The organism is Candidatus Binataceae bacterium (assembly GCA_035508495.1).
GTDB lineage: Bacteria > Desulfobacterota > Binatia > Binatales > Binataceae > JASHPB01.
Window position 1 is genome coordinate 44,977 of record DATJMX010000023.1, and the last position, 23,817, is coordinate 68,793.

The 23,817-nt window shown below is 58.6% G+C and carries 25 protein-coding genes; 12 read left to right on the forward strand and 13 right to left on the reverse strand.

Features of this window, described 5'->3' with window-relative positions:
• Window positions 1-130 precede the first annotated feature (130 nt).
• Window positions 131-325, forward strand: coding sequence for a hypothetical protein (locus VMA09_08025; protein HUA33538.1), 195 nt, complete (start codon window positions 131-133; stop codon window positions 323-325).
• Between the two features lie 105 nt (window positions 326-430).
• On the opposite strand, the gene VMA09_08030 is transcribed toward VMA09_08025, so the two are convergent.
• From VMA09_08030 to VMA09_08040, 3 genes are all read right to left on the reverse strand, one after another.
• Window positions 431-907: a nitroreductase family deazaflavin-dependent oxidoreductase gene (locus VMA09_08030; GenBank protein ID HUA33539.1), complete on the reverse strand. Its 477-nt coding sequence runs from the start codon at window positions 905-907 to the stop codon at window positions 431-433.
• A 671-nt stretch (window positions 908-1,578) separates the two neighbouring features.
• Window positions 1,579-2,901, reverse strand: coding sequence for an MFS transporter (locus VMA09_08035; GenBank protein ID HUA33540.1), 1,323 nt, complete (start codon window positions 2,899-2,901; stop codon window positions 1,579-1,581).
• Between the two features lie 28 nt (window positions 2,902-2,929).
• A complete protein-coding gene (locus VMA09_08040; protein ID HUA33541.1) occupies window positions 2,930-3,238 on the reverse strand; it encodes a hypothetical protein in 309 nt (102 codons plus the stop codon).
• Between VMA09_08040 and VMA09_08045 the strand changes: the two genes are divergently transcribed.
• From VMA09_08045 to VMA09_08070, 6 genes are read left to right on the forward strand one after another with little or no spacing between them, the layout of a single operon-like run.
• Window positions 3,237-3,749, forward strand: coding sequence for a hypothetical protein (locus tag VMA09_08045; GenBank protein HUA33542.1), 513 nt, complete (start codon window positions 3,237-3,239; stop codon window positions 3,747-3,749). The two genes, VMA09_08040 and VMA09_08045, sit on opposite strands and share 2 nt — an antisense overlap.
• Window positions 3,750-3,753: 4 nt before the next feature.
• Window positions 3,754-5,514, forward strand: a complete 1,761-nt coding sequence (gene acsA / locus VMA09_08050) for an acetate--CoA ligase (protein HUA33543.1) — start codon at window positions 3,754-3,756, stop codon at window positions 5,512-5,514.
• 39 nt (window positions 5,515-5,553) lie between these two features.
• A complete protein-coding gene (gene pdhA, locus VMA09_08055; protein ID HUA33544.1) occupies window positions 5,554-6,555 on the forward strand; it encodes a pyruvate dehydrogenase (acetyl-transferring) E1 component subunit alpha in 1,002 nt (333 codons plus the stop codon).
• Window positions 6,552-7,553, forward strand: coding sequence for an alpha-ketoacid dehydrogenase subunit beta (locus VMA09_08060; GenBank protein ID HUA33545.1), 1,002 nt, complete (start codon window positions 6,552-6,554; stop codon window positions 7,551-7,553). Before pdhA ends, VMA09_08060 begins: the two co-directional genes overlap by 4 nt.
• Entirely contained in the window at window positions 7,546-8,808 is a 1,263-nt protein-coding gene (locus tag VMA09_08065; GenBank protein HUA33546.1) for a dihydrolipoamide acetyltransferase family protein, read from the forward strand. Before VMA09_08060 ends, VMA09_08065 begins: the two co-directional genes overlap by 8 nt.
• Window positions 8,805-9,050, forward strand: a complete 246-nt coding sequence (locus tag VMA09_08070) for an acyl carrier protein (GenBank protein HUA33547.1) — start codon at window positions 8,805-8,807, stop codon at window positions 9,048-9,050. The genes VMA09_08065 and VMA09_08070 overlap by 4 nt, the downstream gene beginning before the upstream one ends.
• Before the next feature lie 305 nt (window positions 9,051-9,355).
• Here VMA09_08070 and VMA09_08075 read toward each other — a convergent pair whose 3' ends face one another.
• The 5 genes from VMA09_08075 to VMA09_08095 form a co-directional block, all read right to left on the reverse strand.
• Window positions 9,356-9,862: a CBS domain-containing protein gene (locus VMA09_08075; protein HUA33548.1), complete on the reverse strand. Its 507-nt coding sequence runs from the start codon at window positions 9,860-9,862 to the stop codon at window positions 9,356-9,358.
• A gap of 56 nt (window positions 9,863-9,918) precedes the next feature.
• Entirely contained in the window at window positions 9,919-10,287 is a 369-nt protein-coding gene (locus VMA09_08080; GenBank protein HUA33549.1) for a c-type cytochrome, read from the reverse strand.
• Window positions 10,288-10,331: 44 nt separating this feature from the next.
• Window positions 10,332-10,715, reverse strand: coding sequence for an HPF/RaiA family ribosome-associated protein (locus VMA09_08085; GenBank protein ID HUA33550.1), 384 nt, complete (start codon window positions 10,713-10,715; stop codon window positions 10,332-10,334).
• Window positions 10,716-10,782: 67 nt separating this feature from the next.
• Complete coding sequence (locus tag VMA09_08090) at window positions 10,783-11,295, reverse strand: Hsp20/alpha crystallin family protein (GenBank protein HUA33551.1); 513 nt, start codon at window positions 11,293-11,295, stop codon at window positions 10,783-10,785.
• A gap of 282 nt (window positions 11,296-11,577) precedes the next feature.
• The gene (locus VMA09_08095) at window positions 11,578-11,967 is read right to left on the reverse strand and encodes a hypothetical protein (GenBank protein ID HUA33552.1); all 390 of its coding nucleotides are present in this window, start codon (window positions 11,965-11,967) and stop codon (window positions 11,578-11,580) included.
• A gap of 218 nt (window positions 11,968-12,185) precedes the next feature.
• On the opposite strand from VMA09_08095, the gene VMA09_08100 reads away from it, so the two are divergent.
• On the forward strand, window positions 12,186-13,592 hold the full coding sequence (locus VMA09_08100) for a hypothetical protein (protein HUA33553.1): 1,407 nt from the start codon (window positions 12,186-12,188) through the stop codon (window positions 13,590-13,592).
• A gap of 177 nt (window positions 13,593-13,769) precedes the next feature.
• Entirely contained in the window at window positions 13,770-14,711 is a 942-nt protein-coding gene (locus tag VMA09_08105; GenBank protein ID HUA33554.1) for a hypothetical protein, read from the forward strand.
• A gap of 11 nt (window positions 14,712-14,722) precedes the next feature.
• Here VMA09_08105 and VMA09_08110 read toward each other — a convergent pair whose 3' ends face one another.
• The 5 genes from VMA09_08110 to VMA09_08130 all read right to left on the reverse strand — a co-directional run bounded on the left by VMA09_08110 (window position 14,723) and on the right by VMA09_08130 (window position 20,676).
• Window positions 14,723-15,784, reverse strand: coding sequence for an SUMF1/EgtB/PvdO family nonheme iron enzyme (locus VMA09_08110; GenBank protein HUA33555.1), 1,062 nt, complete (start codon window positions 15,782-15,784; stop codon window positions 14,723-14,725).
• Entirely contained in the window at window positions 15,781-17,502 is a 1,722-nt protein-coding gene (locus VMA09_08115; GenBank protein ID HUA33556.1) for a hypothetical protein, read from the reverse strand. The genes VMA09_08110 and VMA09_08115 overlap by 4 nt, the downstream gene beginning before the upstream one ends.
• Window positions 17,503-17,558: 56 nt before the next feature.
• Window positions 17,559-19,022, reverse strand: coding sequence for a UbiA family prenyltransferase (locus VMA09_08120; protein ID HUA33557.1), 1,464 nt, complete (start codon window positions 19,020-19,022; stop codon window positions 17,559-17,561).
• Between the two features lie 103 nt (window positions 19,023-19,125).
• The gene (locus VMA09_08125) at window positions 19,126-20,166 is read right to left on the reverse strand and encodes an NAD(P)-dependent oxidoreductase (GenBank protein ID HUA33558.1); all 1,041 of its coding nucleotides are present in this window, start codon (window positions 20,164-20,166) and stop codon (window positions 19,126-19,128) included.
• A gap of 54 nt (window positions 20,167-20,220) precedes the next feature.
• Entirely contained in the window at window positions 20,221-20,676 is a 456-nt protein-coding gene (locus tag VMA09_08130) for a universal stress protein (protein ID HUA33559.1), read from the reverse strand.
• A 268-nt stretch (window positions 20,677-20,944) separates the two neighbouring features.
• On the opposite strand from VMA09_08130, the gene VMA09_08135 reads away from it, so the two are divergent.
• The 3 genes from VMA09_08135 to VMA09_08145 all read left to right on the forward strand — a co-directional run.
• Complete coding sequence (locus tag VMA09_08135) at window positions 20,945-21,406, forward strand: hypothetical protein (protein HUA33560.1); 462 nt, start codon at window positions 20,945-20,947, stop codon at window positions 21,404-21,406.
• A gap of 716 nt (window positions 21,407-22,122) precedes the next feature.
• Window positions 22,123-22,560 carry a DUF2267 domain-containing protein gene (locus VMA09_08140; GenBank protein HUA33561.1) on the forward strand — a complete coding sequence of 146 codons (438 nt, stop codon included), beginning with the start codon at window positions 22,123-22,125 and terminating at the stop codon, window positions 22,558-22,560.
• A 20-nt stretch (window positions 22,561-22,580) separates the two neighbouring features.
• A partial coding sequence (locus VMA09_08145; GenBank protein HUA33562.1) for a phosphoribosyltransferase family protein occupies window positions 22,581-23,817 on the forward strand: 1,237 nt, incomplete at its 3' end.

The window sequence follows — 23,817 nt, forward strand, 5'->3', positions numbered from 1 at the left end:
GGTGAAACAGAGCGTTCGAATCGATAGCAGGAGCAATCCACGTGCCTTGCCGACGAAATGAATTGAGTACAGCAGAGATCCCGTCGTTTTCCTGGCATGACGCGTCCTGAACCAGGAGAGACTTGCGATTATGCGCTCGGATATTTTGGCGCCGGCGCCGCTGCGCCGCGATGCGGACGAAATTGTGTGCCTGGAAACACCCGATGATTTCTATGCAGTCGTCAGGTTCTATCATCATTTCGAGCTGGTTTCCGATGAGCAGGTAAAGGACCTGCTGAAGGATAACCGACGGACGGACGGACACCGGCTCGATGGAAAAGAATAAGTGACTAATGAAGGAGGAACTGGAGGACGATCCAGTTCCTCCGCTTGATCGCTTGAATTCAGGACGAACGACGGCGGTGCGAGCCGCGCCGATAGAACGTCCGGTTCATGCGGGGCCAATCGGATCGAGAACCACCACCGGGATCTGCCGGGCCCCCGCGAACTTCTGGTAGTCGTTGAAGGGCGGATACATCTCAGCCATCTTCTGCCAGCCGCTCGTTCGCTCGTCACCGCTGGCGGTGCGTGCGCGGGCGCGCATGCGCTTGGAACCGACGCGGATCTCGCACTCCGGATTGGCCTTGAGATTCACATACCATCCCGGATGCGTCGGCGCGCCGCCTTTGGAACCGATGATGACGTACTTGCCGTCCATCTCCTGATATAGCAGCGGCAGCGGCCGCAGCTTCCCGCTCTTCGCGCCACGCGCGATAAGGAGCAGAGTCGGCAGCGGCCCAGGCCCCCCGCCAACGGTCGAATCCCACAGCCGCGCCTTGTCGGGATCAGTGAGATACAACTCGACGTGGTCCCTGATCCAACTCGGCATCCCCTCAGGGAGTTTCTCGAACTCTTCTTTCTGGCTCATGGTGTCTCCCTCCGTCATTGAAGATCCTACACTCTGCGATATTTAAGAGCGCTTGCAAAGTCTCAGGCTATAGCCGTCAAACGCCACGCGCCTGGCCACGAAGCCCCTGGGCGGTTTTGCGCCGCAGGTGGCCGCGCATGACGAGCGCCACCTACGGCAACCGCGCTCCGCTCGCGGAATAGTCACTCTTTGACCACGATGAATTGCCGACCGCGATAGAAACCGCAATACCTGCAGACACGATGGGGCATCGAGGCACCCCCGCAGTTGGAACAAACCGTAGGATTGATCGGAATCAACGCGTCGTGAGCTCGACGTTTGTTTTTCTTAGAATGTGACGTGCGACGTTTGGGAACGACCGACTTTACTGAAATACCCGTCTCTCCTCGCCGAAACCGCATTCGGTTTCGAGCGCATGCGGGTCAGCAACGGCTCGATTGAACGGCGAACCGGTGCCAACACTCCGGCTGCGCCAGATAAAAAGGCGCGGACCTTATTTCGCGATGTGTGAAAACCCGGGGAGAGTGGGTCGCTTTAGAGACGTAGGACTATCACGGAGAGGACAGTATCTTTTCCTCGTGCTGAACTCAACTCATGGGTTAGAAGCGCCGCAATTCGTTGCGTAGCAAGCGAAACCTGGCGCTTTTTTCTTTCGCTTGCTGATCCTACCGCTACCGCTGTCCTTTGCGGATCCAAGGCTCCCGCTCCGTAGATTCCTGCACGGGTTCAACGGATCGCGATGCGGGTTCAACATGGTCTTCGGTGGTGGAGGTTCTGGCGATTAAACTTTGCAGCAAGATCGCGAGCAGCCCGTTTATCAGGAGCGCTGCCCGGATACCCAAATAAGCCGCGGAAAGGCCGGTTATCAAGTTTCCCAGTGATAGGCCGCCTCGCACCGCGAGCATGTAAAGACTGGCGGTGCGGCCGCGAACTCGATCCCGCGCCGTGTACTGCAGGATGGAATTCGCGGAAGTGTTGCCGATAGTCATTACCGCGCCGCAAAGTACGAACAACAAGTTAACGACCGGAAGGGACCGATTGGCTGCTAGTGCCACCAAAAGTGCGCCGAATGCGATCGCGGCCACGGAGCTGATTTTGAAGCGCGCAACCATCCCTTCGATGGCTAGCACCGAAACTGCTCCGATTAATCCTCCGACGCCGAAGGCGGCGACCGCCTTTCCGAAATCGAGCGCGTCGGAATGAAATACGTTTCTCACAAGGATGGGACTGAAGTTGATGAGAGGAGCACAGAACAGACCTGTGACAAGTACGTTCAGCAGCGCGTTGCGGAGCTTTGGCTGGCTGCCGATCGCGAGGATCTGTTTTATCCAGGGGGCACCGGTTTTCATTTCGAGACTGGCGCTCACCTTGCGCACGGGGCCTATCAGATAAACCGTCACGATTAGCGGGACATAGGACAGGGTGTTTGCGCCGAAGCACCAGACCGATCCGTAGCGCACCATGACCACGCCGGCTATCGCCGGTCCCAGCACTCGCGACAAATTGAACTGCGTCGAATTCAGCGCAATCGCCGTACCGATCTGTCCCGATTCGACAATCGAAGGAACGATCGATTGAAAGGCCGGCATCGATAGCGCATCCGTGATTCCCACGATCAGCGACAGCGCGATAATCATCCAGATACGCACCGTCCCGGTCAGAATCAGAACAATCAGGAGCGCCGGACATAACATCTGGATCGACTGAAAAGTCGCGATGACCTTTTTTCTATCGCGTGTATCGGCCAGCACCCCGCCCAAAAGCGTGAGAACCCAGACCGGCGCGTTCATCGCGAAGCCGTCCAATCCCAGCATAATCGCGGAACCGCCGAGCGTGACGATCAGCCATGGTTCGGCAATTTGCTGCATCCAGGTGCCCAGATTGGATAGCAGGCTCCCGATCCAGAACGAACCGAATCTCCGGCTGAAAAGCAGGTAAATCGCCGCATAGGGAGATCTACGCGAAGGCCGACGCGATGTTCGATCCTGTTTCATGGGCGACACGGAGCCTTGCCAAGCGCAATTACCAAGCCATCGTTGGAAAGTTCATGGGCTGCATATCGAGAATTGCCTTTGGCGGCGCCGCGCTGGTTATGCGCCGCAAAGGGATTGGCAGCGTTCCGTGGAGGGCAGCCACAAACATCAAAGCAGCGATTGAGACCAGTCGCTCCTTGCCACAAAGGGCCATTGGATCACCGTGGCGGCCAAAATGTGTCTCTGATCGCGCCACTTTGTCGAAGAGAACCATAATTGTCTCGCCGTTATCTATATTTCGGCGCGGCATGATCGTTGCGCATTGAAGTTCCCGAAAAGCCGGGAGGGTCTTGGCCATGAAGCAAGCCAAATCAGCCGGGAATCGATCCAAAGTCTTTTTGGATCTGGCGAGATTGCGAGCGCTCGTCTACCAGCTTGGCCGCAAACACGATCAGCTGCGCCGTCCGCTCATCAGAGCGGCCGCCGCGGGAAGTGCGCTTGCCGCGAACACCGGAAACTTCGGTTCGAGGCATGAGGCCCGCGAGGCTTGGCAGGCGTTGCTCGACGTTATCGAGCTTCACATGAGCAAAAACGTCGACGAACAACTGCTGGAGAGCGCCGAAAAACTGAGCGTCGTTCCCGACCAGACCGCGCAGGCGCTGCTCAAGGTGTGCGGGCAGTTGAAGCAACTCGAAACGCGGGTTTCAGGTGTCGATCTCGAAAAGAGCCCGCCCGAGGAGCTGGCCGCCGCGGGCGAAGCGATGCGGAAGTTTGCCGTCACCCTCGACGACCTCGCGCTCCGAGAAGATCGAGAGGTCCTTCCGCAGCTTCAGCATCTGCTGTATCCAGACGCCAACAAATCGAAATAACGCGATGGCCTGGGAGCAGATCCAAAAGCCGCGCGAATGGCAGGTCGTCCCTAACCTGGTCGACTATAACAAGGCGCGCGCCGAATTCTCGTGGGAAGCGGCGCGGCGCTCGCTCGATGGCCTACCCGGAGGCAAAGGCCTCAACATCGCCCACGAGGCAGTCGATCGTCACGCAAAGGGGGCGCGGCGCGATCATATGGCGCTGCGATGGATCAGCAAGCGCAACGAGCGGCGCGATTTCACCTACGCCGACCTACGCCTGCTCACTAACCGTTTCGCGAATGTGCTTCGCCGTCTCGGGATCGCCCGGAGCGAGCGTGTCTTCCTGCTCACGGGGCGCATTCCGGAGCTCTACATCAGCGCTCTCGGCACGCTCAAGAATGGCAACGTTTTCTGCCCGCTCTTTTCCGCGTTCGGACCGGATCCGATCCGCCAACGAATCGGAATCGGCGACGGACGCGTACTCGTCACCACCGCGACGCTTTACAAGCGAAAGGTCGCGGGTCTGCGCTCGTCACTGCCCGGCCTGCGCTACGTGCTGCTGATCGGCGACGCCAAAGAGATTCGCTCGATCCCGGATACGCTCGACTTCAGCAGCCTGATGGCTGAAGCAAGTGAGGATTTTGAGATCGCCGAGACGCGGCCCGACGACCTCGCCCTGCTTCACTTCACCAGCGGCACGACCGGCACTCCGAAAGGCGCGATGCATGTGCACGAAGCAGTGGTCGCGCATCACATGACCGGGCACTTCGCGTTGGACTTTCATCCCGACGACATCTTCTGGTGCACTGCCGACCCGGGATGGGTGACCGGCACCTCTTATGGAATCATCGCACCGCTCACTCACGGCATCACCAGCATTATCGACGAAGCCGAATTCGACGCCGAGCGCTGGTACGGCTTGGTGCAGAACGAGCGTGTCACGATCTGGTACACGGCGCCGACCGCGATCCGAATGATGATGAAGGTCGGGACCGAGGTGATAAGTAAATTTGACCTGAGCAATCTTCGTCTCGTCGCGAGCGTCGGCGAGCCGCTCAACCCTGAGGCTGTGGTGTGGGGACAAAGCGCGTTTGGCCTTCCCATTCACGACAATTGGTGGCAGACCGAGACGGGCGGGATCATGATCTCCAACTATCGCGCACTCAACATCCGCCCAGGATCAATGGGGCTGCCGCTGCCCGGTATCGAGGCTGGTATTGTCCGGCGTCTGCGCGACGGGACTGTCGAAATGTTGAATGAACCCGGAGTCGAAGGTGAGCTGGCGCTGCGTCCGGGATGGCCTTCGATGTTTCGCGGCTACCTCAACGAAGAGGCGCGCTATCGCAAGTGCTTCGCGGGCGGATGGTACCTGACCGGCGATCTCGCCCGCCGCGACGCGGATGGCTATTTCTGGTTCGTGGGCCGCGCTGACGACGTGATCAAGTCGTCCGGTCACCTCATCGGCCCGTTTGAGGTAGAAAGCGCGTTGCTGGAGCATCCGGCAGTGGCCGAAGCCGGAGTTATCGGCAAGCCCGATCCGATGGCGGGCGAGGTCGTGAAGGCTTTCGTTTCGCTGAAGCCTTCGTTTTCCGCGGGTGAAGAATTGCGCGAGGAGTTGCTCGGCTTCGGGCGCAAAAAACTGGGAGCCGTGGTCGCACCGAAGGAGATCGAGTTTATCGCGAGCGTGCCGAAGACACGCAGCGGTAAGATCATGCGCCGTCTGCTGAAAGCTCGCGAACTCGGTCTCCCCGAAGGCGACACCTCGACGCTGGAGAATCTATGACATCGATCGGCAGCGACTTCATCTCGCGCGTATAAGCTCATGGCACTGCAAACCCTGTCGCAAAAGTCGCAACCGCGCGCCGAGCACGACCTCGGGCTTTTGCGCGACATGATTCGCATCCGGCGCTTCGAGGAGAAGTGCGCCGAGCTCTATAGCGCCTCCAAGATTCGCGGCTTCCTGCATCTTTATATCGGCGAGGAGGCGGTGGCAGTCGGCGCGATGGGTGCGCTCGGGCCCGACGACAACCTGGTCGCGACGTATCGCGAGCACGGCCACGCACTGATCCGCGGCGTGCCCGCAACATCGATCCTCGCCGAGATGTACGGCAAGCAGGAGGGATGCAGCCGGGGCCGCGGCGGCTCGATGCATATTTTCGACGCGGCGCACCGCTTTTACGGCGGCAATGCTATCGTCGGCGGCGGGCTGCCGATTGCTGTCGGTCTCGCGCTCGCCGACAAGCTGCAAGGGCGATCGCAGGTGACCGCCTGCTTCTTCGGCGAGGGCGCCGTGGCGGAGGGCGAGTTCCACGAGTGCATGAACCTGGCGGCACTCTGGAAATTGCCGGTGCTGTTTTGCTGCGAGAACAATCTTTATGCAATGGGGACTGCGCTCAAGCGCTCCGAATCGGAAACCGATCTGTGTCTCAAGGCGAGCAGCTACGAGATTCCGGCATGGCCGGTCGACGGGATGGACGTGACTGCTTGTGAAGAAGCGGCGAAGCGCGCGGCGTTGGCGGTCCGCGCCGGCGACGGTCCGTGCTTCCTCGAATTCCGCACCTATCGCTTTCGCGCGCACTCGATGTTCGATCCGCAGCTCTATCGCGAGAAACAGGAAATCGAGGAGTGGAAGAAGCGCGACCCGATCGAGCTGTATCAGAATCGGCTGCGCGAACAGGGCACATTGAGCGACGCGGACTTGAAAGGCATCGAAGATGAATCTGCGGCCGAGGTAGCCAAAGCCGTCGAGTTCGCCGAGGCGGGGACCTGGGAGCCGATAGAAGACCTTACGAGATTCGTGTACTCGGACAAGACGAACCCATGAACGCCTCAGCGAAGACTGCTCGGATGACCTATCGCGAGGCGATGCGCCAGGCGATTCGAGAGGCGCTGCAGCGCGACCCGCGTGTCTTCCTGATGGGCGAAGACGTCGGCCGCTACGGCGGCTGCTACGCCGTCAGCAAGGGGCTGCTCGAAGAATTCGGTCCCGAACGAATCCGCGACACGCCGCTCTCGGAGTCGGCGTTCGTGGGGGCGGGAATCGGTGCGGCTATGGGCGGGATGCGGCCGATCGTCGAGATCATGACCGTCAACTTCAGCCTTCTTGCCCTCGACCAGATCATGAACAACGCCGCGACCATCCTGCACATGTCGGGCGGCCAGTTTAATATCCCGCTCGTGATCCGAATGGCGACTGGCGCCGGACGTCAGGTCGGCGCGCAGCATTCGCATAGCCTCGAAGGCTGGTACGCGCACATTCCCGGACTCAAGATCCTCGCGCCCGCGGTGATCGAAGACGCGCGCTGGATGCTTTGGACGGCGCTCGAGGATCCCGACCCGGTGCTGATCTTCGAGCATCAGACCCTCTACAACATGGAGGGCGAGCTTCCAGCCGGCTCCGGTCCCGTCGATATAGAAAAAGCCATCGTGCGGCGCCCAGGCACCGATGTCAGCCTGATTTCGTACGGCGGCTCGCTGCACAAGGTTGTGCAGGCGGCTGAACAGCTTGCACCGATGGGCATCAACGCCGAGGTCGTCGATCTTCGCGTGCTGCGCCCGCTGGATAATGCAACGATTATCGAGTCGGTCACGCGAACGCATCGTGCCCTGATCGTCGACGAGGGATGGCGCAGCGGAAGCATCTCGGCCGAGGTCAGCGCGCGAATCATGGAAGGCGCCTTTTACGAACTCGACGTCCCGGTGGGGCGCGTGTGCACGGCCGAGGTGCCGATTCCCTACGCCAAGCATCTCGAGGATGCCGCACTGCCGCAGGTTCCTGTGATCGTGGAGACCGTGCGTGCGCTGATGGGCTCCAATGGCTGAGTTTCGCATGCCCTCGCTCGGCGCTGATATGGAGGTCGGCACGATCCTGCAATGGCTGGTCAAGCCGGGCGACTCGGTGAAGCGTGGCGATATCGTTGCGGTCGTCGACACGGAAAAGGCCACCATCGAGATCGAAGTATTTCAGTCAGGCATCATCGACAGCATCTTCGTACCCGAAGGAAATGAAGTACCCGTCGGAACCTTGATCGCAATGATTCGCGCCGACGGCGAGCCTGCGCCAGCGCCCGCGCCACCCAAGCCGGCTGCGCCGCGTCCGCCGGTGACACTCAAACCGGCGCCAATTGTCAGTCCCCAACCTGCCGCGAGACCGGAAGCCGCCAAGGTCGCGGCGCTGCCGCATAAGTTGCGCGTTTCTCCGCTCGCGCTGCGGGTCGCACTCGACCTCAACGTCGACCTCTCGAAGGTCAAGGGCACGGGTCCTGAGGGGGCGATCACAAAAGCCGATGTGGAGCGGGCGGCCAAAGCCGCCAAAGAAGCGCCGCACGCCGAAGCGGAGCCGGCGGCACCCAAAGTCGAAGCGCCTCCGCCAGCAGTACCGCGCGCCAAACCTGGCGTCGCGCCAATCGACCATCATACTGCGATGCGCCGCGTGATCGCGGCGGCGATGGCGCGCTCCAAGCGCGAGATCCCCCACTACTATCTCGGCACTCAAGTCGACATGAGCCGCGCGCTCGCATGGCTGCAGGCGGAAAACCTGAAACGATCCGTGACCGAGCGAATCCTCTACTCGGTGTTGCTGCTCAAGGCTGTCGCACGAGCACTCCATGATTATCCCGAGATGAACGGCTATTGGGTTGACAACGCCTTCAAGCACAGCGACGCGATTCACGTTGGCGTAGCGATCTCGCTGCGTAAGGGCGGCTTAATCGCGCCCGCGATTCACGACGTTGACAAAAAGAGTATAGACGAGATCATGGCGAACCTGCGCGACCTGGTGCAGCGCGTGCGCGCCGAAACCTTGCGCAGCTCGGAGATCGCCGACGCGACCATCACCGTGACGAGTCTCGGCGAACAAGGCGTCGAGTCGGTATTCGGCATTATCTATCCGCCGCAGGTGGCGCTGATCGGATTCGGCAAGGTGGTAGAACGTCCGTGGGCGTCAAATGGGATGGTGGGTGCACATCCGCTCATGACGGCGACACTTGCCGCTGACCATCGCGCGAGCGACGGTCATCGTGGCGGCCTGTTCCTCGCCGCAATCGATCGCCTATTGCAGGAGCCAGACAAGCTGTGAGCAACGACGAAATCAGGAAGCTGATCCTGGCCGAACTCCATCGTATCGCGCCCGAAGTGGAACTCGGCCAGATCGATCCCGCGAGCGAACTGCGCGAGCAGGTCGACCTCGATTCCATGGACGTCCTCAACTGGATGATCGCTCTCCACAAGAAGACAGGAATCGAGATTCCGGAAGCTGACTACAAGCGGATGGCGACGATCGACGAATGCGTCGCGTACCTCGCCGAGCGTATGAAGTGACGTCAATGCCGCTCTGACGGCGGCGCTTTATTTATACCGGCCTTGCGGGGGGACAACCATGGCTAAAGACTCTCCTTTGGAAGCACGCGGAGTTGCGCGACTGCGACCCTCAACTCAATAGCTCACTGCGCTTCGGCGAATCCGAAGGGGACAGTCTCCCAGTCCGAGGACAATTCACGCAAGACCTTCTTCGAGCATTTGCTGAAATAAACTGAAGTGGAACATGCGCGTGCGCGGCTCTATTAGCGGGGCACGAGAGTCGGCGAGAAACGCCAACTCTCGCTTGAGTGTCGATCGGGTTGACGTTACGGGTGATCCAACCGCGTGTGTCTCCCGGTTCCGAATACAACCAGTGCTTCCAGGATGTCGCTGCGGGTGACGATGCCAACTAACCGACCATGGTCAGTGATCGGCAGCGATCCCACTCGCTGCTGACGCATCACCTGGGCAGCATTTATCAGGGTGCTGTGGGGAGCCAGGGAGATCCCCGGATGCGTCATTAGCGCTCCGACCAGCGTGTCTCCCGTAACTCCAGAATCTTTTGAACTGATAGGCGCACCGGCCGCGGGCAATCCCGGTCCGCGAAGATCCCGATCGGTTATGATGCCGACTAGCTTACCTTCGGTGATCACGGGCAGCTGATTAATGCGGTGCGTGCGTAACAGCGAGCGGGCGTGTTCGACCGAGTCGTCTGGACCTACCGTATAAAGTTTGGAAGTCATCCAATCTTCACAGGTCAGGAAAGTGATACGCTTCTTCCCAAGCTGTTCTAGGCCCTTTGAGTTTTTGTGCTTCGTATCGTGTAGGTCCATGATACTTGCCTCGCTGCGATTCCCTGAACTTTCTCCCTGAGCCTATGCAAGTGCACTTACTGTTGTTGCAGGCTTTCGACGTAAGTCACGATTGCGTCGATCCTCTTCCTGACCACGGCGTCGCTCGTTGGATTGAATCCCTCGCCGGGGTTCTGAAGCTTGACCGCGAAAAACGGCATCTCCAGACGGTCGTGCGAGGGAATCGCCTTACGGCCGTCCACGATGTCAACTACTTCATCGAACGGAAATTTGCCCCCGTGACGGGCTGCTAGCAGCGTTATATCTGCCGGCTTTGTGGACATGCCAATAGCCTGATTCGCAGGACCATTGCCCCTACCGTCGGCGCCGTGACAGTCGGCGCAGTAGCTTTCGTAGTCCTGCTTTCCGGTCTGTGCTCGCGCAATTGAGAGGGGAGCTACGACCATTGTCACCAGAAGCCCCCCGCACAAGAGATAGTTTCGCCGGTCCATCACTCCTCGTCTTCGACAGGGACTTCCCGCTCGCCGGCAACCCGCCTTGTCGACGTGTGCGACTTCACGTCGCCCCGAAGTTCGCGCAGATGATCCTCGAGACGGCGCCGCGCGGCATCGAACGCTTCCCTGATCGCGACCGGGAGATCTTGGGCCTGCTGCTTATTGATCGATATTTCAGCCTGAGGCGTGCGGAGGTCGATGCTGACTTTGAACGGGCCGCCGTGGCGATGATGATGCACGGCCGGCGCTTCGAGCACCACGTGGCAGCCTGTAAGTCGACCGAAGTACTGTTCCAGGGCCTTGGCATGTTGCTCGATCGTTGTCCGAATAGCGGCGGTCAACTCGAAGTTGCGCGAAGTTATTTGCAAAGCTCGTTGCATAGTTTGATCCTGGTCCCGGCGGGCGATGCTTCGATGAAAGCATCCGCCCGCCACGCGAGTAGGTCGCTCAAGCGGCGCTTTTCTTCTCCGCGTTGACTTTGGGAGCTTCGACCTGGATCTTCACTTCCTTCGGAATCGCTTCCTTGGGCATCGGCGCCGTGAGCTCGAGCACGCCGTCGTGATAAGTGGCCTTCAAATCATCGGCTTTTATCCCGTCGGGCAGCACGATCGAACGTTCGAAGGAACCGTAGCGGATCTCGCTGTGCAGGTAGTCGGCCTTCTTGGTCTCGCTCTTTTCCTCGCGCGAGCCTTTGATCGTGAGCATGTCGCCCACGACCTTGATGTCGACGTTCTTCGGATCAACTCCCGGCAGGTCTGTGCGGACGATTAGCTTGCCGTCCTCGACTCGGGATTCGATCGCGGGGCGCATCGTACTGCTTTGCCACTCGGGCAGCAGGTCGCGGCCCGGGAAGCGGCCGAACCAATCGCGGTCGAGGCCAAAGCGCTGCAGCAAGTCGTCAAACTCGTTGCGAAATCGATCCAGCTCCCTTGATGGTTTCCATTTTTCAATCAATCCCATTGTTACTTACCTCCTGTTGCCGTTTATCTATCCGCCCGTATTGGTGATGGTGTTCAGTTCCCGGAGCCCCACATCGGCGCCGTTTAGGCCTCGTTCTCCTCGGCTGCAGCGAGCCATAGGTCCTTGAGATCGGATGGCGCGCCGCTCGAACGGACCTTACTTGCTGAACCTGATATCGAGCCCACGCCAGCAGCAGCGGAATGGAACCTGCAAAAATCCAAACTGTGGAGAGCATGTTCATCGAGTCTTTGTCCTTATGGATTCGGTTGCCTGGCCTGTGCCTTAAGCGGCCAATTTTTGAGCTCCCGCAATTGGGAGAATCCGGTAAGGTTTCGACGAGAGTTTACGAGCATCGAGAGCCTTGAGACCTTTCAGCAGCCGACGAGAATCGATTCCCAGCAGGTCACATACGTTCTGGAAATCGAACAGAGCACGTGCTTCAGCCTGAGCAGGCTCAAACCAATCGCGCACGTCTTCGAACTTTCTGCGCTCTGCCGCGTTCGAACAACTGCGATTCGCGAGATAGGTTCTGATCGCGTCCTCGAGAATGGCCCACAGCAGCCGATATTCACCTTCGGCAATCGGTGAGAGGCGCCTGACCAAATCGTTATATTGGCTGGGAAGGATCCCGTCGGTGAGGTCTTCGGTCGCTAGTTCGATTCGGTTCTTCATCTGCGTGCCCCTTTTGATTCGACTGCCTCAGGTTTCGCTTCGTTGGCTTTGTATGCTTGTTTCGTTCAGTCGCAGAGCACCTTTGAGCACGGCGCGTGCCATCGAAATTTGCTCGGAATCGTGCCGATTTAATCGAGACCTGGGGCAGCGGCGCCCCACGTGAGGCATCCGTTCCCGAGGAGAGTTGGGCAAATTTGATTCAAAAGCTCGGCGGAGAGATGGCTTTTCGGCGCGCGATGCTGATCAATGAGGAAGGGGCCATCGCAACGTTGAAAAATCCAGGGAGAATGCCGCTGCGCTGCATCATCATGGGCGCTGGCGGGCGTGACTTTCACGACTTCCAGATGTTCTTTCGCGAACGGCCCGAGTTTCGCGTAGTCGCCTTCACAGCGACGCAGATTCCATTCATTGAGGACCGCGCCTTCCCGCGCGAGCTTGCAGGTCCCACCTATGATGCCGACATCCCTATTTTTCCTGAGGAGCGACTCGCGCAGCTAATACGTCGACTCGAAGTCGATCTCGTGTTTCTCGCCTATAGCGATCTCGCTCATGAGGAAGTGATGCACAAGGCAAGTCTGGTCCAGGCCACTGGAGCCGGATTCGCCTTCCTGGGTCCCCGACTAACGCAGCTCCGCAGTCACCGGCCGGTTATATCCGTTACCGCGGTGCGGACCGGCTCGGGAAAGAGTCCACTCGCGCAGGCTCTCGCGCGGTATCTGCGCGATAACGGGCGGCGCATCGCCGTGTTGAGACACCCGATGCCGTATGGCGATCTGGGCAAGGAGCGCTGTCTGCGATATGCGACCAAATCCGACCTCGATCTCTATGATTGCACGATAGAAGAGCGTGAGGAGTTCGAACCGTACATCGATGCGGGGATCGCGGTGTTCGCCGGCGTGGACTATGCGGCCATCCTATCCGAAGCTGAGCGAGAGGCCGATGTCGTCCTCTGGGATGGCGGCAACAATGACTATCCTTTCATACATCCCGACCTTTCCATCGTCGTGCTCGATGCGCTTCGGCCCGGACACGAGACGACCTTCTATCCCGGTGAAACGAATCTGCGGGCTGCGGATGTTCTCGTGATCAACAAGGTGTCGAGCGCGACTCCCGAGGCGCTCGTGCAGATCAGACGCAATGTGGCTGAACTCAATCCGCGCGCAACCGTTATCGAGGCCGATCTCCAGGTGACTATGGACAACGCCGCGTCGATTTCTGGTCGTAGGGTCATAGTCGTTGAAGATGGTCCAACGCTCACGCACGGGGGAATGTCGTTTGGCGCGGGGATGGTGGCGGCCCGCTCGGCCGGCGCGCAAATCATCGACCCGCGCCCTTTCGCGGTCGGGACAATTGCCGAGGCGTATCGACACTATCTGCACATCGGTGCCGTGTTACCTGCGCTCGGCTATTCGGACAGCCAAAGAGCGGAACTGGAAGAGACGCTGCGGCGCAGCAACGCGGCAGCCATCGTCGATGGAAGCCCGGCGCGCCTCGATCGGATCGTGCACCTCGATATTCCAATCGTGCGAGTGCATTATCGTTTTCAACAGATTTCCGGTCCGTCGATTTTCAGTGTCGTGGACGAATCGCTCGCGCTCAGACAAGATTCGCGCTCGAACGGTTGACCGGCTCCATGTAGCTCAGGTGTGGTAGCCGGATTGTGTGCTCATCCAACAATCCATAGCGATTTCGCGGCAAATTTTGCCTCGGCGCAAAATTACTTGCGAGGCCTCCGCCTAGATCATCGACATGCGGCGTACTGTCAGCTTATCCTATTTTTGTCGCGCAGACTTTGAATGAATATGCGTACTGTCAACTCACTGATGCTCGCATTTGCGATGCTACTTCTGCCCGGCATCGCCATTTGCGGCTCAGTTCCAAATCCTTGCGGCGCCGATCTACTTGGGAAGATTCCGTCGCGCCAGCCGTCGGCATTGACCGGCAGCGAGTTCGCGCGTCGTGTCGAGGGCCTCAGCGGCTCGGATCGCGAGGCGCAGATCCAATCAGAACTGCTTGACGGCGACCTGCCGCAGTTTCTGAGACGAGTTGCTCCGATCACGATGAGCGGCGACCTGCCTGACGGTCGCGATGTGAAGGTAACCCTGTGCGTTCTGACCGATTACATGGCGATCGGTTCGGATCGCGACTTCCTTTTCATCCCGATGAGGCTTTCGACCGCACTCAAGGTGGCAGGTAGTTTTGGTTTTACGTTGCCCACCAAGAAAATAGTTGATTCGATTTACGATCAGGCCGCGGTGCGCCTCGCGCCGCAGCCATTACCAGCCAGCGATGAGATGCGCTCGACTGACTACTACTGCCATCATAACGACATGATCGCCGAGCAGCGCACCGAGCTTGGCCTCGAGCCCGGCGTGCTGACGGCGGGCCATAAAAAAGACCTCGTGATCACCAATCGCTTGTGGCGCTTTCCCGATCGCGTGGCAATCTACGGATGGCACCGCGCGATCGATTGTCCGATTCAGCCGCTGAGCACCGTCCACGGTGCGCGCTATGCGGACTATAGTCACGGCGTGAGGCTGGTCAGCACGACGATCTGGGTAAATGGCAAGTCGATGTCGATCTTCGAGGCACTGGCTGATTCGCAGCTCGCAGGCGTGCTTAGCGGCGAGGGCCCGCTCTTCCGCGTAACCGATCTCATTAACAAACTCACCACACTGAGACTCGACCTTCTCCCGACGTATACTGATCCGAGCTCGTCCAGCGCCATGCTATCGCCCATGTAGCGGGCATCGCGCTAGGGAGACTTAGCGTCCTTCTCGCTGGTTGCAGGCGCTGAAGCCGAGCCGGCTTTCTCCAGAGTTTTGCAGCATCGAAAACTCAGGTGATAGTTCTCATGACTGTGCGGGTCCATTACTCGGGATCCATGCCAGAATGGCGCACGCCATCGGCACCAGTCCTCGTGGGCACGGTAGGTATCGAAGATAAACCAACTCCCTTTCATCTCCGTATAACCGAGCGTCTTGCTCCCAAGGCTCGCCATCTGGGACGGATTAAGCGGCAGATTCATATGCTCGGCCGCATTGCCGTTCAGATCGTAAACGTCCAGCGAACTGTGGCAGGCGGGAAAATCGCCGGCCGGATAAGTGTTCGATCCGCATCCTGTCCATGAGCCGCCGTTGCATCCGGAAGTCTTATGGCTGCCCGTCGCGCAAATCCCGGTCTGATAAGTAGGACCGTAGCTCCAGGATTTATCCGCGGCGTACTCGCGATTGTGCGCCGCTCGCATTCGGGCGACTGCAGCGTTCGGACTGACTCCTTCGGCCAGATCGAAGCGATAGTCAGGCTTCTCGAGACTTCCTGCACACGCTCCTTCCCATTCATGAGCATCACATATGCGCTTGCCCTCGGCTTCGCATAGCTCAACTGCCTCACGTGCGCGAACCCATACGACAGGATATGCGCATGGTATATCGGGATATTCGAACTGGTCGATACATACTTTGGCCTGATCCGCTTTCTCGGTCTCGCGATTATAGAGCGGCGCCATATACTTCGCTCCGCAGATGCGTTCGAACTCAGGATTTACGTATTTCACAGATTGTGCATCGAGCTTCGCCTGGCACTGTTCGGGCGTGACGGGATGCTCGGTGACGGCAGGATTTCCTTGCCCGATGTAACCCGAATCCGCGAAGATTTCTTTGATGGTTTCCATCTGATAATCGCTGAGTCCCCGCGCCGTCTGCATCTGTCGAAACAACTGCTCATTCTGGACTTCCAAAGCGCTGTTACCAGCAGCCGCAACTGATGCGACGAAGATTAGCGAAAATATTATCGGCGATACGATTGATTTGCTCATCGCGTAGATGCCCGTCGCACTAGATAGAAAAAATCCCGGTTATCCGGATACTCAAGAAATCTCAGTAACGGTCCATTGTCGGTCTGTTTCTCGCTCTGCGCCATGCCTTTGACGAGATACTCAACGCGCAACTGAGGTCCCTGGTGCAGATACAACGCGAGATAGGTCAACTCCAGAGCATTCATGTCGAGATGCATCGCGTAACGGCAGCCATAGGCCTGAAACACGCGCGCCATCGCCGACGGTGTCGCAGTCGAAAAATAACCATAAATAAGAAAGCGCTTGGTGGGCGACTCCTCCAGGCACGCGCCGGCACGGAGCGAGCGTAAGTCCTCTTCCGCGGAGCCCGACCAGTTGCCGGGACCCCAACGCGCGATCAACGCACCCGGCACCGAAGTGCCAGTAGTCGAGCGCTCGATGATCGGCACTCCGTTTTGTCGCGCAAACTTGATTCTAGCCAGCAGCGCGTTATCGGCATCCGTCCAGCTCTTCATCTGAACCGTGCCGTCGTCGAGCACGTATAGTGTCGCGAGCCCCTGCTGAAGTTTGCTGAAAACGACGCCCTGCTCGATGAATCCGTAATGAGTGCCGTGATTAATCTGCGAGAAGGGCCCGTACTTGAAAGCGCCGTGCTCGCGTTTGAAGCCGCCCGCAAAGGTGGCGATCGTATGAACCGCGAGCGCAGGGCTGATCAATCCGTTGGTGACGAGCGGCGCCGCGGTGCTGATACCGTCCGGGCCCGGAAGATCGTCGCGCACGTCCCGCGGCGGACGCGGAGACCATCCGACATGAGGATGATCGGTACCGAGCGCGAACCCAAGATCGAAGTCGGCCAGATCAAATGCCACCAAGTAGTCCAGTGCGGCCGATTCGACTGAGTCGAGCCGGTTGACGACACCATGATAGCTATTGAGGATATCCACCGAGATCATCTGCGGCTCGATGAAGCTTACGTAGACGCCGGGAATGCCATTAGCGGGATACCATTGCCCGGGTTCCAGCGTGTTGAGTGGTTTCCCGACATCGATACCGAGATTTTCAGGCGCGAGATCGAGTTTGGATTTGTCTTGATTCAGTGATGCACGCAAAGGCCAACCCGGTTCCTCTGCGCCGGTGGCAGCTTGAGATGACGAAGCGGCTTGTGTACCGCTCTCCGCAAAGTGATCGCTGAAGAATTCCTTGCGCACCAGTCCGACGATCTCTTCGCCACCCCAAACGTGATTGCGTAGAAAATCGCTCGTCCACTCAAGGGCAGTGAAGTGCCCGCTTGCCCGATTACGCAGATAAAGATTGCCATCGCAAAGAGGCGCATAGGGCAGAGATGACTGTCGCGCCTCCTCCAATGCACCTTCCGACCAAAGATCGCAATTGGTGATGTGGTCTCCGGAGGAGATTTGAATGCCGTGCGGATCGCCGGCGCTGAGGTGAATAGTCTGGTCGTGAGGACGGGGATTTTCCAGATGATAAGTTAATTGGCCCTCGCTCGTTCCCCAATCGAGTGTGAGTAGGTACCAACTACTGATTTGAGGATTCAGGTTGATGAGCGTGGCTGTGCCGTGGAGACCGCTGCTCCCCTCTGCGCCGATCGTTTCGCTGCGGCGAAACTGTTGCAGCTGGATGATCGTCTTGGGTTGTTCCGCCTCGTATTCAGCGGTCTGGCGAGCCTGATCGGCATCTTCAGCGCCGCGTGCATCCAGCGTACAGGCGATAAGCGCCATTGTCAGAAGCGTTCCCGCCACTGCGATGGACAATCGGCGGCGGCGGGACGCCCAGCTCATCCCGCGACCAGAACAGTTACCGCCATCAGTACACCTACGAGACGACTCGGCCGATCGCTTATCGCGAAGCTGACCGGATCGCTCTTGATCTCGCCGCGCTGCGCCATCAGCCACATCCTCGTTATCCAGTAGGCCAACAGTGCGTAGGAAACCCAGATCAACTCGTACCGGAGTTGTCGATTGCTATCCCCAGCGAGATAGACTCCGAACGCGACCAGTGCGATGTAACTGCTGAGGCATCCATATAGCGCTACTCGGCCACTATCTTCGATTGCGTAGCCGCGTACGCTGCCATTGGGCCGGTCGTTCAGGCGATGGTTCGTCAGTTCTGCGTAACGTTTGAGCAAGGCAAGGCCCAGGAATAACAGGAACACCGAACTCATTAGCCAGGGAGAAACCGCGATGCGCACCGCAACCGCGCCGGCCACTACCCGCAGGCTGTAGCCCGCCGCCAAAGTGGCGACATCCCACAACGCCAGCGACCTCAGCTTCAGGCAATACGCGAGCATCAGAATGCAATAGGCAGCGACCGTGAGAAGAAAGAGCGCCGGCTGAAACAGGCTCAGCAGAATCGCGAGCAGTACCAGGGTTGGCGCGATAACCAGCGCATGCGTGATCGGAAGCCGGCCCGACGCGAGCATCCGATATTTCTTCTGCGCGTGCTGCCGGTCTTCATCGAGATCGACCAAATCGTTCAGCAAGTAGACGCTCGAGGCACAAAGACTCAATACGACAAAAGCGAGCACCGCATGCGCCAGCATCGTTAGATCGTACACCTGATGGGCAGCCAGGAGCGGCAGGAACACGAGTGCGTCCTTCAGCCAATGAGATGGACGCAGCGCCGACAGATAGGGCCACCAGCCGGGTGAATCGGGATGAAAGACCCGATCGAATCCGGAGTCGCTTTCCGAAATGGCGCGCGGGCCCGCCGCAGGATGAACGAGGATTGTTTCCTGCGCCGCCTTCCAGACGCTGCGATCGCTAGTGCTATTGCCGGCATAGGCGAAACCTTTGAGGCCGAACTCCTTGACCAGCCGATCCCTTTTTCTGTCACCCTTGAGATTCGTAACGCCATCGCTTGCGAAGACGGCATCGAAGAGTCCCAACTCCTGTGCTACCTGGCGCGCCACCGCCTCGTCAGCGCCGGTGGCGAGGACGAGCTTTCTGCCTCGCTGCTTCTCCTCCTTGAGGTACGCGACGACCTCGCGGTGGTAAGGCAGCGTGCGAACGTCAGGAACCGCTTCGCTGGCCAGGTGATGCTTGAAACGAGCCGGATTGGCAATCCAAAAGGGCATGCGAAACAATTGCAGAGGATATTTCTTTGCGAAGATAAAGCACGATTCGACCATGACATCGGTCGACACGAGGGTACCGTCGAGATCCACCGCGAGCGGCAGACTCGACACGCGGGCAGGCGCGCGGCCCTGCGTCATTTCAAAAAGTTCAGATGAGTTCGCCATAGCTTTGGAAAATATTCTATTCAGCCTTAGACAGTCAGAAAATCAGTCGCGCGCACGGCCCGAGCATGGGCCGGGCAGGCCACTAGGCGCAAATCCCGACTTCCTAGAACAAATGCTTCGCGAGATGCAGGGCGCCTCTCCTCCACGCTACGCGATGCGAAGTCCCGGGCGTGCGATGGATTCGATCACGATGAGCAACGTACCAGTCATAGTTTCTAATCAGCGCGTCGCGATTTGAGTATTTCGGGACGAATCCTAGTTTGTTTTGGATTCGATCGATGGATACGAAGCTTTCCTGCGCCGCAGTCTCATAAATCCACTTGTAAAATGGAGACAGATGAAGGAGTTCGAGAACCTTCAGAATCACGATCGCCGGACGCGCCGGCAATGTTATCACTCTTTTGCCGTGTCCCGCCCGGTCGAGCACGGCCTGAAAATTGTTCCGCATGCTCCCGAACTCCTGGGCGGCAACATTGAATGTATCGTTAACAAGGCCGGGTTCGCCCGACGCACACAAATCGATGGCCTCACATACGTCCTCGACGTCAAGTAGCTGATAGCGATTGTTCCCCGATCCAAGAACCGGGAAGTTCCTTCCTTCGTAAGCCCAGTCATAAAGCAACTCGAACGCACCTAGACGCTCGGGCCCGACGAAGCTCTTTGGACGAAGAATCGGCACGCACAGGCCCTTCAGCCGAAACTCCTCGCAGAGTTTCTCGGCTTGAATCTTCGATTCTCCATACGGTCCCACACCTCGAAGGCGATCATCCTCGCGTATCGGATGATGGTCGGGGATGCCGTAGACAGCAGTCGAGGAAATGTGAATAAACCGCGACACGCGATTTTGAAGAGCGCTCTCGAGCACCGCACGGGTTCCAGCAATGTTGGTTGATAATATTTCGTCTCTTGAGCACAGCGGCAGCGCCGCCGCGCAATGAACCACGATATCGATATGATCCATCGCGCGGCTTACCGCACCGGGATCACGAATGTCCCCGAGGATCGCATCAATCGCAGTTTTTTCAGGATAGTCGAAAGACGCGATGTCGAGAGAACGCACCGAGTGATGGCGAGACAACAGGTAACGACAGAGATTGATACCGAGAAACCCGGCGCCACCGGTGATAAGAAATAGTTTACTCACAAGGGAGGTATCGCGAAGAAGCAAGGAGCATGATGGTGGACGGCGATGACGGATCTAAGCTCCGTTGGCGCTGAGTAACTTCGGGCGAATCGTCAACACCATGCAAGGCGCCTCTCGCACTACTTTCTCAGCGACACTCCCCATGAAGAAGTGCGACAGACCACTGCGGCCGTGCGTGCACATAACGATCATTTGCGCACCAATCTGTTGCGCCACGAGGTTTATTGTCTCAGCCGGGTCACCGACCTTTACTATGATCTCTGAGGCAACGTCAGCCAGATTTTCCGAAGCGAGTTTCTGAAGTTCGCGGCGGACGGAGGGTTCGTCGGTCGCATAGACTTCGCGATAACCTGGAAGGTCCGGAATCACCGATTTCGATGGAGTTACGTGAAGGAGGAAAACGCGGCCTTTGCTATCTAACGCCAGTCTTCTCGCCATCTCAAGCGCGACGCTCGAATTCGGATCGTTAAACTGAATCGGAGCGAGAATCGTTGGATAATTCGATGCCATCATTTCTCCGTCTCGCAGCACGCCGCATCAGTGCGAGCAACGCAATTGCGTGACGCTCATAGCCTCAGTTCCTGGTCAAGTCGTCGAGGGACTCGCCGACTTGAAGCCGCGAGATCGCCTGAGCCAGAATCGGTGCCAGGCCTTTGACCTCAAGGGGCAGTTTCGCGTTTAAAGCTGTCTCCCGCGATATTTGGACGCTGTCCGTGACAAGCAGCCGGGTTATCGGTAGGGCCGCCAATCGAGGCATTGCGTTGCCGACGAACAATCCATGAGCGGCGAGGACGGTTGCGTTTGGAACGGCGCCGCACGTGACGCACGCATTCAGAGCGGCGTCAATCGTAGCACCCGTGATAATCATGTCGTCGACAATAATAGGCCTTTTGCCGCGAACGTCGCCGATTACGTTGCGTGCCACCACTTGCTCATCGTTGATTCGAACTTTCGCGACGATTGCTATTGGAAGGTTGAGCGCTCGACCGTATTGCTCCGCGATGCTCAGAGCGGCCATGTCCGCTGCGACTACAACTCCATCGAGCGGTTGATGAACAAGCGCCTCGAGAAGCAGAGGTACCGTGCGGAGATGGTCGATCGCGACTGCGAAGGCGCTTTCGATCGCGGTGCCGTGCAGATCCGCGGTCACGACGCGGCTGATGCCGGCCATTCTCAGAAGGTCTGCGATCAATCTGGCACCAATCGCTCCACGGCCATGCTCACTCCAAGACTGCCTTGAGTAGCCAAAATATGGAACCACGGCAGTGACGTTAATCGCGCCCGAGCGGCGGCACGCGTCGGCCAGAAACAGGAGTTCCATCAAATTCTGGTCCGGAGGCGGCGAGATCGGCTGAATCAGAAACACGTCGCGCGCCCTGATGTTTTCCTCGATATTCGCTCGCACTTCTCCATCAGGGGACCGCGTGAGCCGCCTCGCTCCCAACGAGAGGCCGAGGTTCCGCGCGATATCCTCCGCCAGAGGAAGATTGCTCGTACCCGAGAAGATCACCGGCTTCAGCAAGGCATTTACCTCAAAAGTTTTTAAGCTGACCGCTCAATCGATCAACCCTGTTGAGCAATCCACGTGCCTTCTCGATAAATGAAATAACAGAACGTCGGAGATTCTTGGCGCCTTGCAACGAGCCGAAGTGAGTCAGTTGCTAACGCCATGTTGTAACGATCGGATACACAAAATCTGAATCCCTTCTTCTGAGATTCGGAGGAAGTTTCGGCGAACTGCCTCGCTCATGTCGGACCGCGAGCAATGGCGACGGTACTGAGTCTCTCAATCCAAGACGCTGGAATTCAATAAATACCGGATCATGGATGCGCTGGGGCTTCGGACGATAGTCGATCTTCGATCAATTCACACACTCCTTGGGCCAGCCAGGCGCGTCGATGCTGGCACGTACCATGCTCTAAGCGAATATTGCCGCCGGGGAGAAACAACCCGCCATGCAGGGGAAAGAATTCTTTAAAGAGGTAATGGCACGCGTCGGATGTGATCTGAGGCGCGCCGAGGCGTTAACCTTCGCGGTCTTCCAGGAATTGCGTGATCGCCTCACACACCGGGAGGCGTCGCACGTCGCGGCGCAACTTCCCAAGCGCCTCAAGCTGATATGGATGTCGCTGGAGATCCCCAATCGTAAAGTCCATCGCGTCACCGCAGAACAGTTCATCTGGGAAGTGAAGCGGATGGCCGGTCTCGCCGATGACGCGGAAGCGGAGTTGGCGGTGTCCGCAGTCTTCGCCGGGTTGCAGAGGTTGCTCGGCAGCCCGACCGGCCAGGAAGGCGAGGCATGGGATGTGATGAGCCAGCTTCCCAAGGATCTTAAGAAACTATGGACCGACGCTCAGAAGTTCCATCAGACGGTCGGCCCGTCCGGCGTTTGATCGAAAGGAGGAAAACCGGCATGGAGCGGCAACAAAAGACTTCGCAAGTACGGATTCCTTCAGACGCGATCCAACTCGAAGGAACGCTGACAGTTCCGGCCGATGCTATCGGCATCGTGCTGTTCGCGCATGGAAGCGGCAGCAGCCGATTAAGTCCGCGCAATACTTATGTCGCGAGAGCGCTGCAGAAGGCGGGCATCGGCACCTTGCTCTTCGACCTTCTGAGTGAGGAAGAAGCGGTGGATCGCGAAAATGTTTTTGACATCGATTTTCTCGGCCATCGGCTTATAGATGCCACCCGATGGCTTCGTTCGCACCAGAACGCGAACTATCCGCTCGCATACTTCGGCGCCAGCACTGGTGCTGCGGCAGCTTTGGTTGCAGCCGCGCGGGATTCCTCGATCAGAGCGATCGTTTCACGCGGAGGACGGCCTGACCTTGCGATGCGAGTTCTTCATCGGGTTAAGGCGCCTACGCTTCTGATCGTCGGCGGCGACGACAGCCCGGTCATCGAGATGAATGAGGGGGCCTTCGCGAAACTGCGCTGCGAGAAGGAGTTGAAGATTGTTCCCGGAGCGACGCATCTGTTCGAAGAACCGGGAACGCTCGAGGAAGTCGTACGCCTGGCGCGGGACTGGTTCGCGCGCCACCTGGCGACCGAAGCGCGGAGCGAGGAAGCATCGTCGGATTGCCCTCACGCCGATGAGGATCTGATATTTCGCGATCGCTCCGATGCCGGCCGAAAGCTCGCCGCAGCGCTCAAGAAGTACAAGGATCGAAATCCCGTCGTGCTGGGCGTGCCGCGCGGCGGCGTTCCGGTAGCATTCGAGGTTGCGCGCGCACTCAACGCACCCCTCGATGTCATCATCGTTCGCAAGCTGGGCGCGCCCGGCCAATCGGAGTTGGGGATCGGCGCGGTTGTCGATGGCGACCATCCGCAGACAATTCTGAATCGCGACGTGATGAGCGCGGTTGGAGTATCCCGCGATTATCTCGAGCGAGAGATTCATAACCAGCTGAAGGAAATCCACCGGCGGAACGAGGTTTACCGCGGCGGACGTCCACGGGTTGCGCTCAAGGATCGCACTGTGATCGTTGTCGATGACGGCATCGCGACCGGCGGATCGATTCGCGCCGCGCTGCGCGGAGTGCGCCAGGAGCAAGCCAGAAAGATCGTTCTCGCGGTGCCCGTCGGTCCTTCCGACGCCATCGAGTCGTTGCGCGACGAGGTTGATGATGTGGTGAGCCTCACGACGC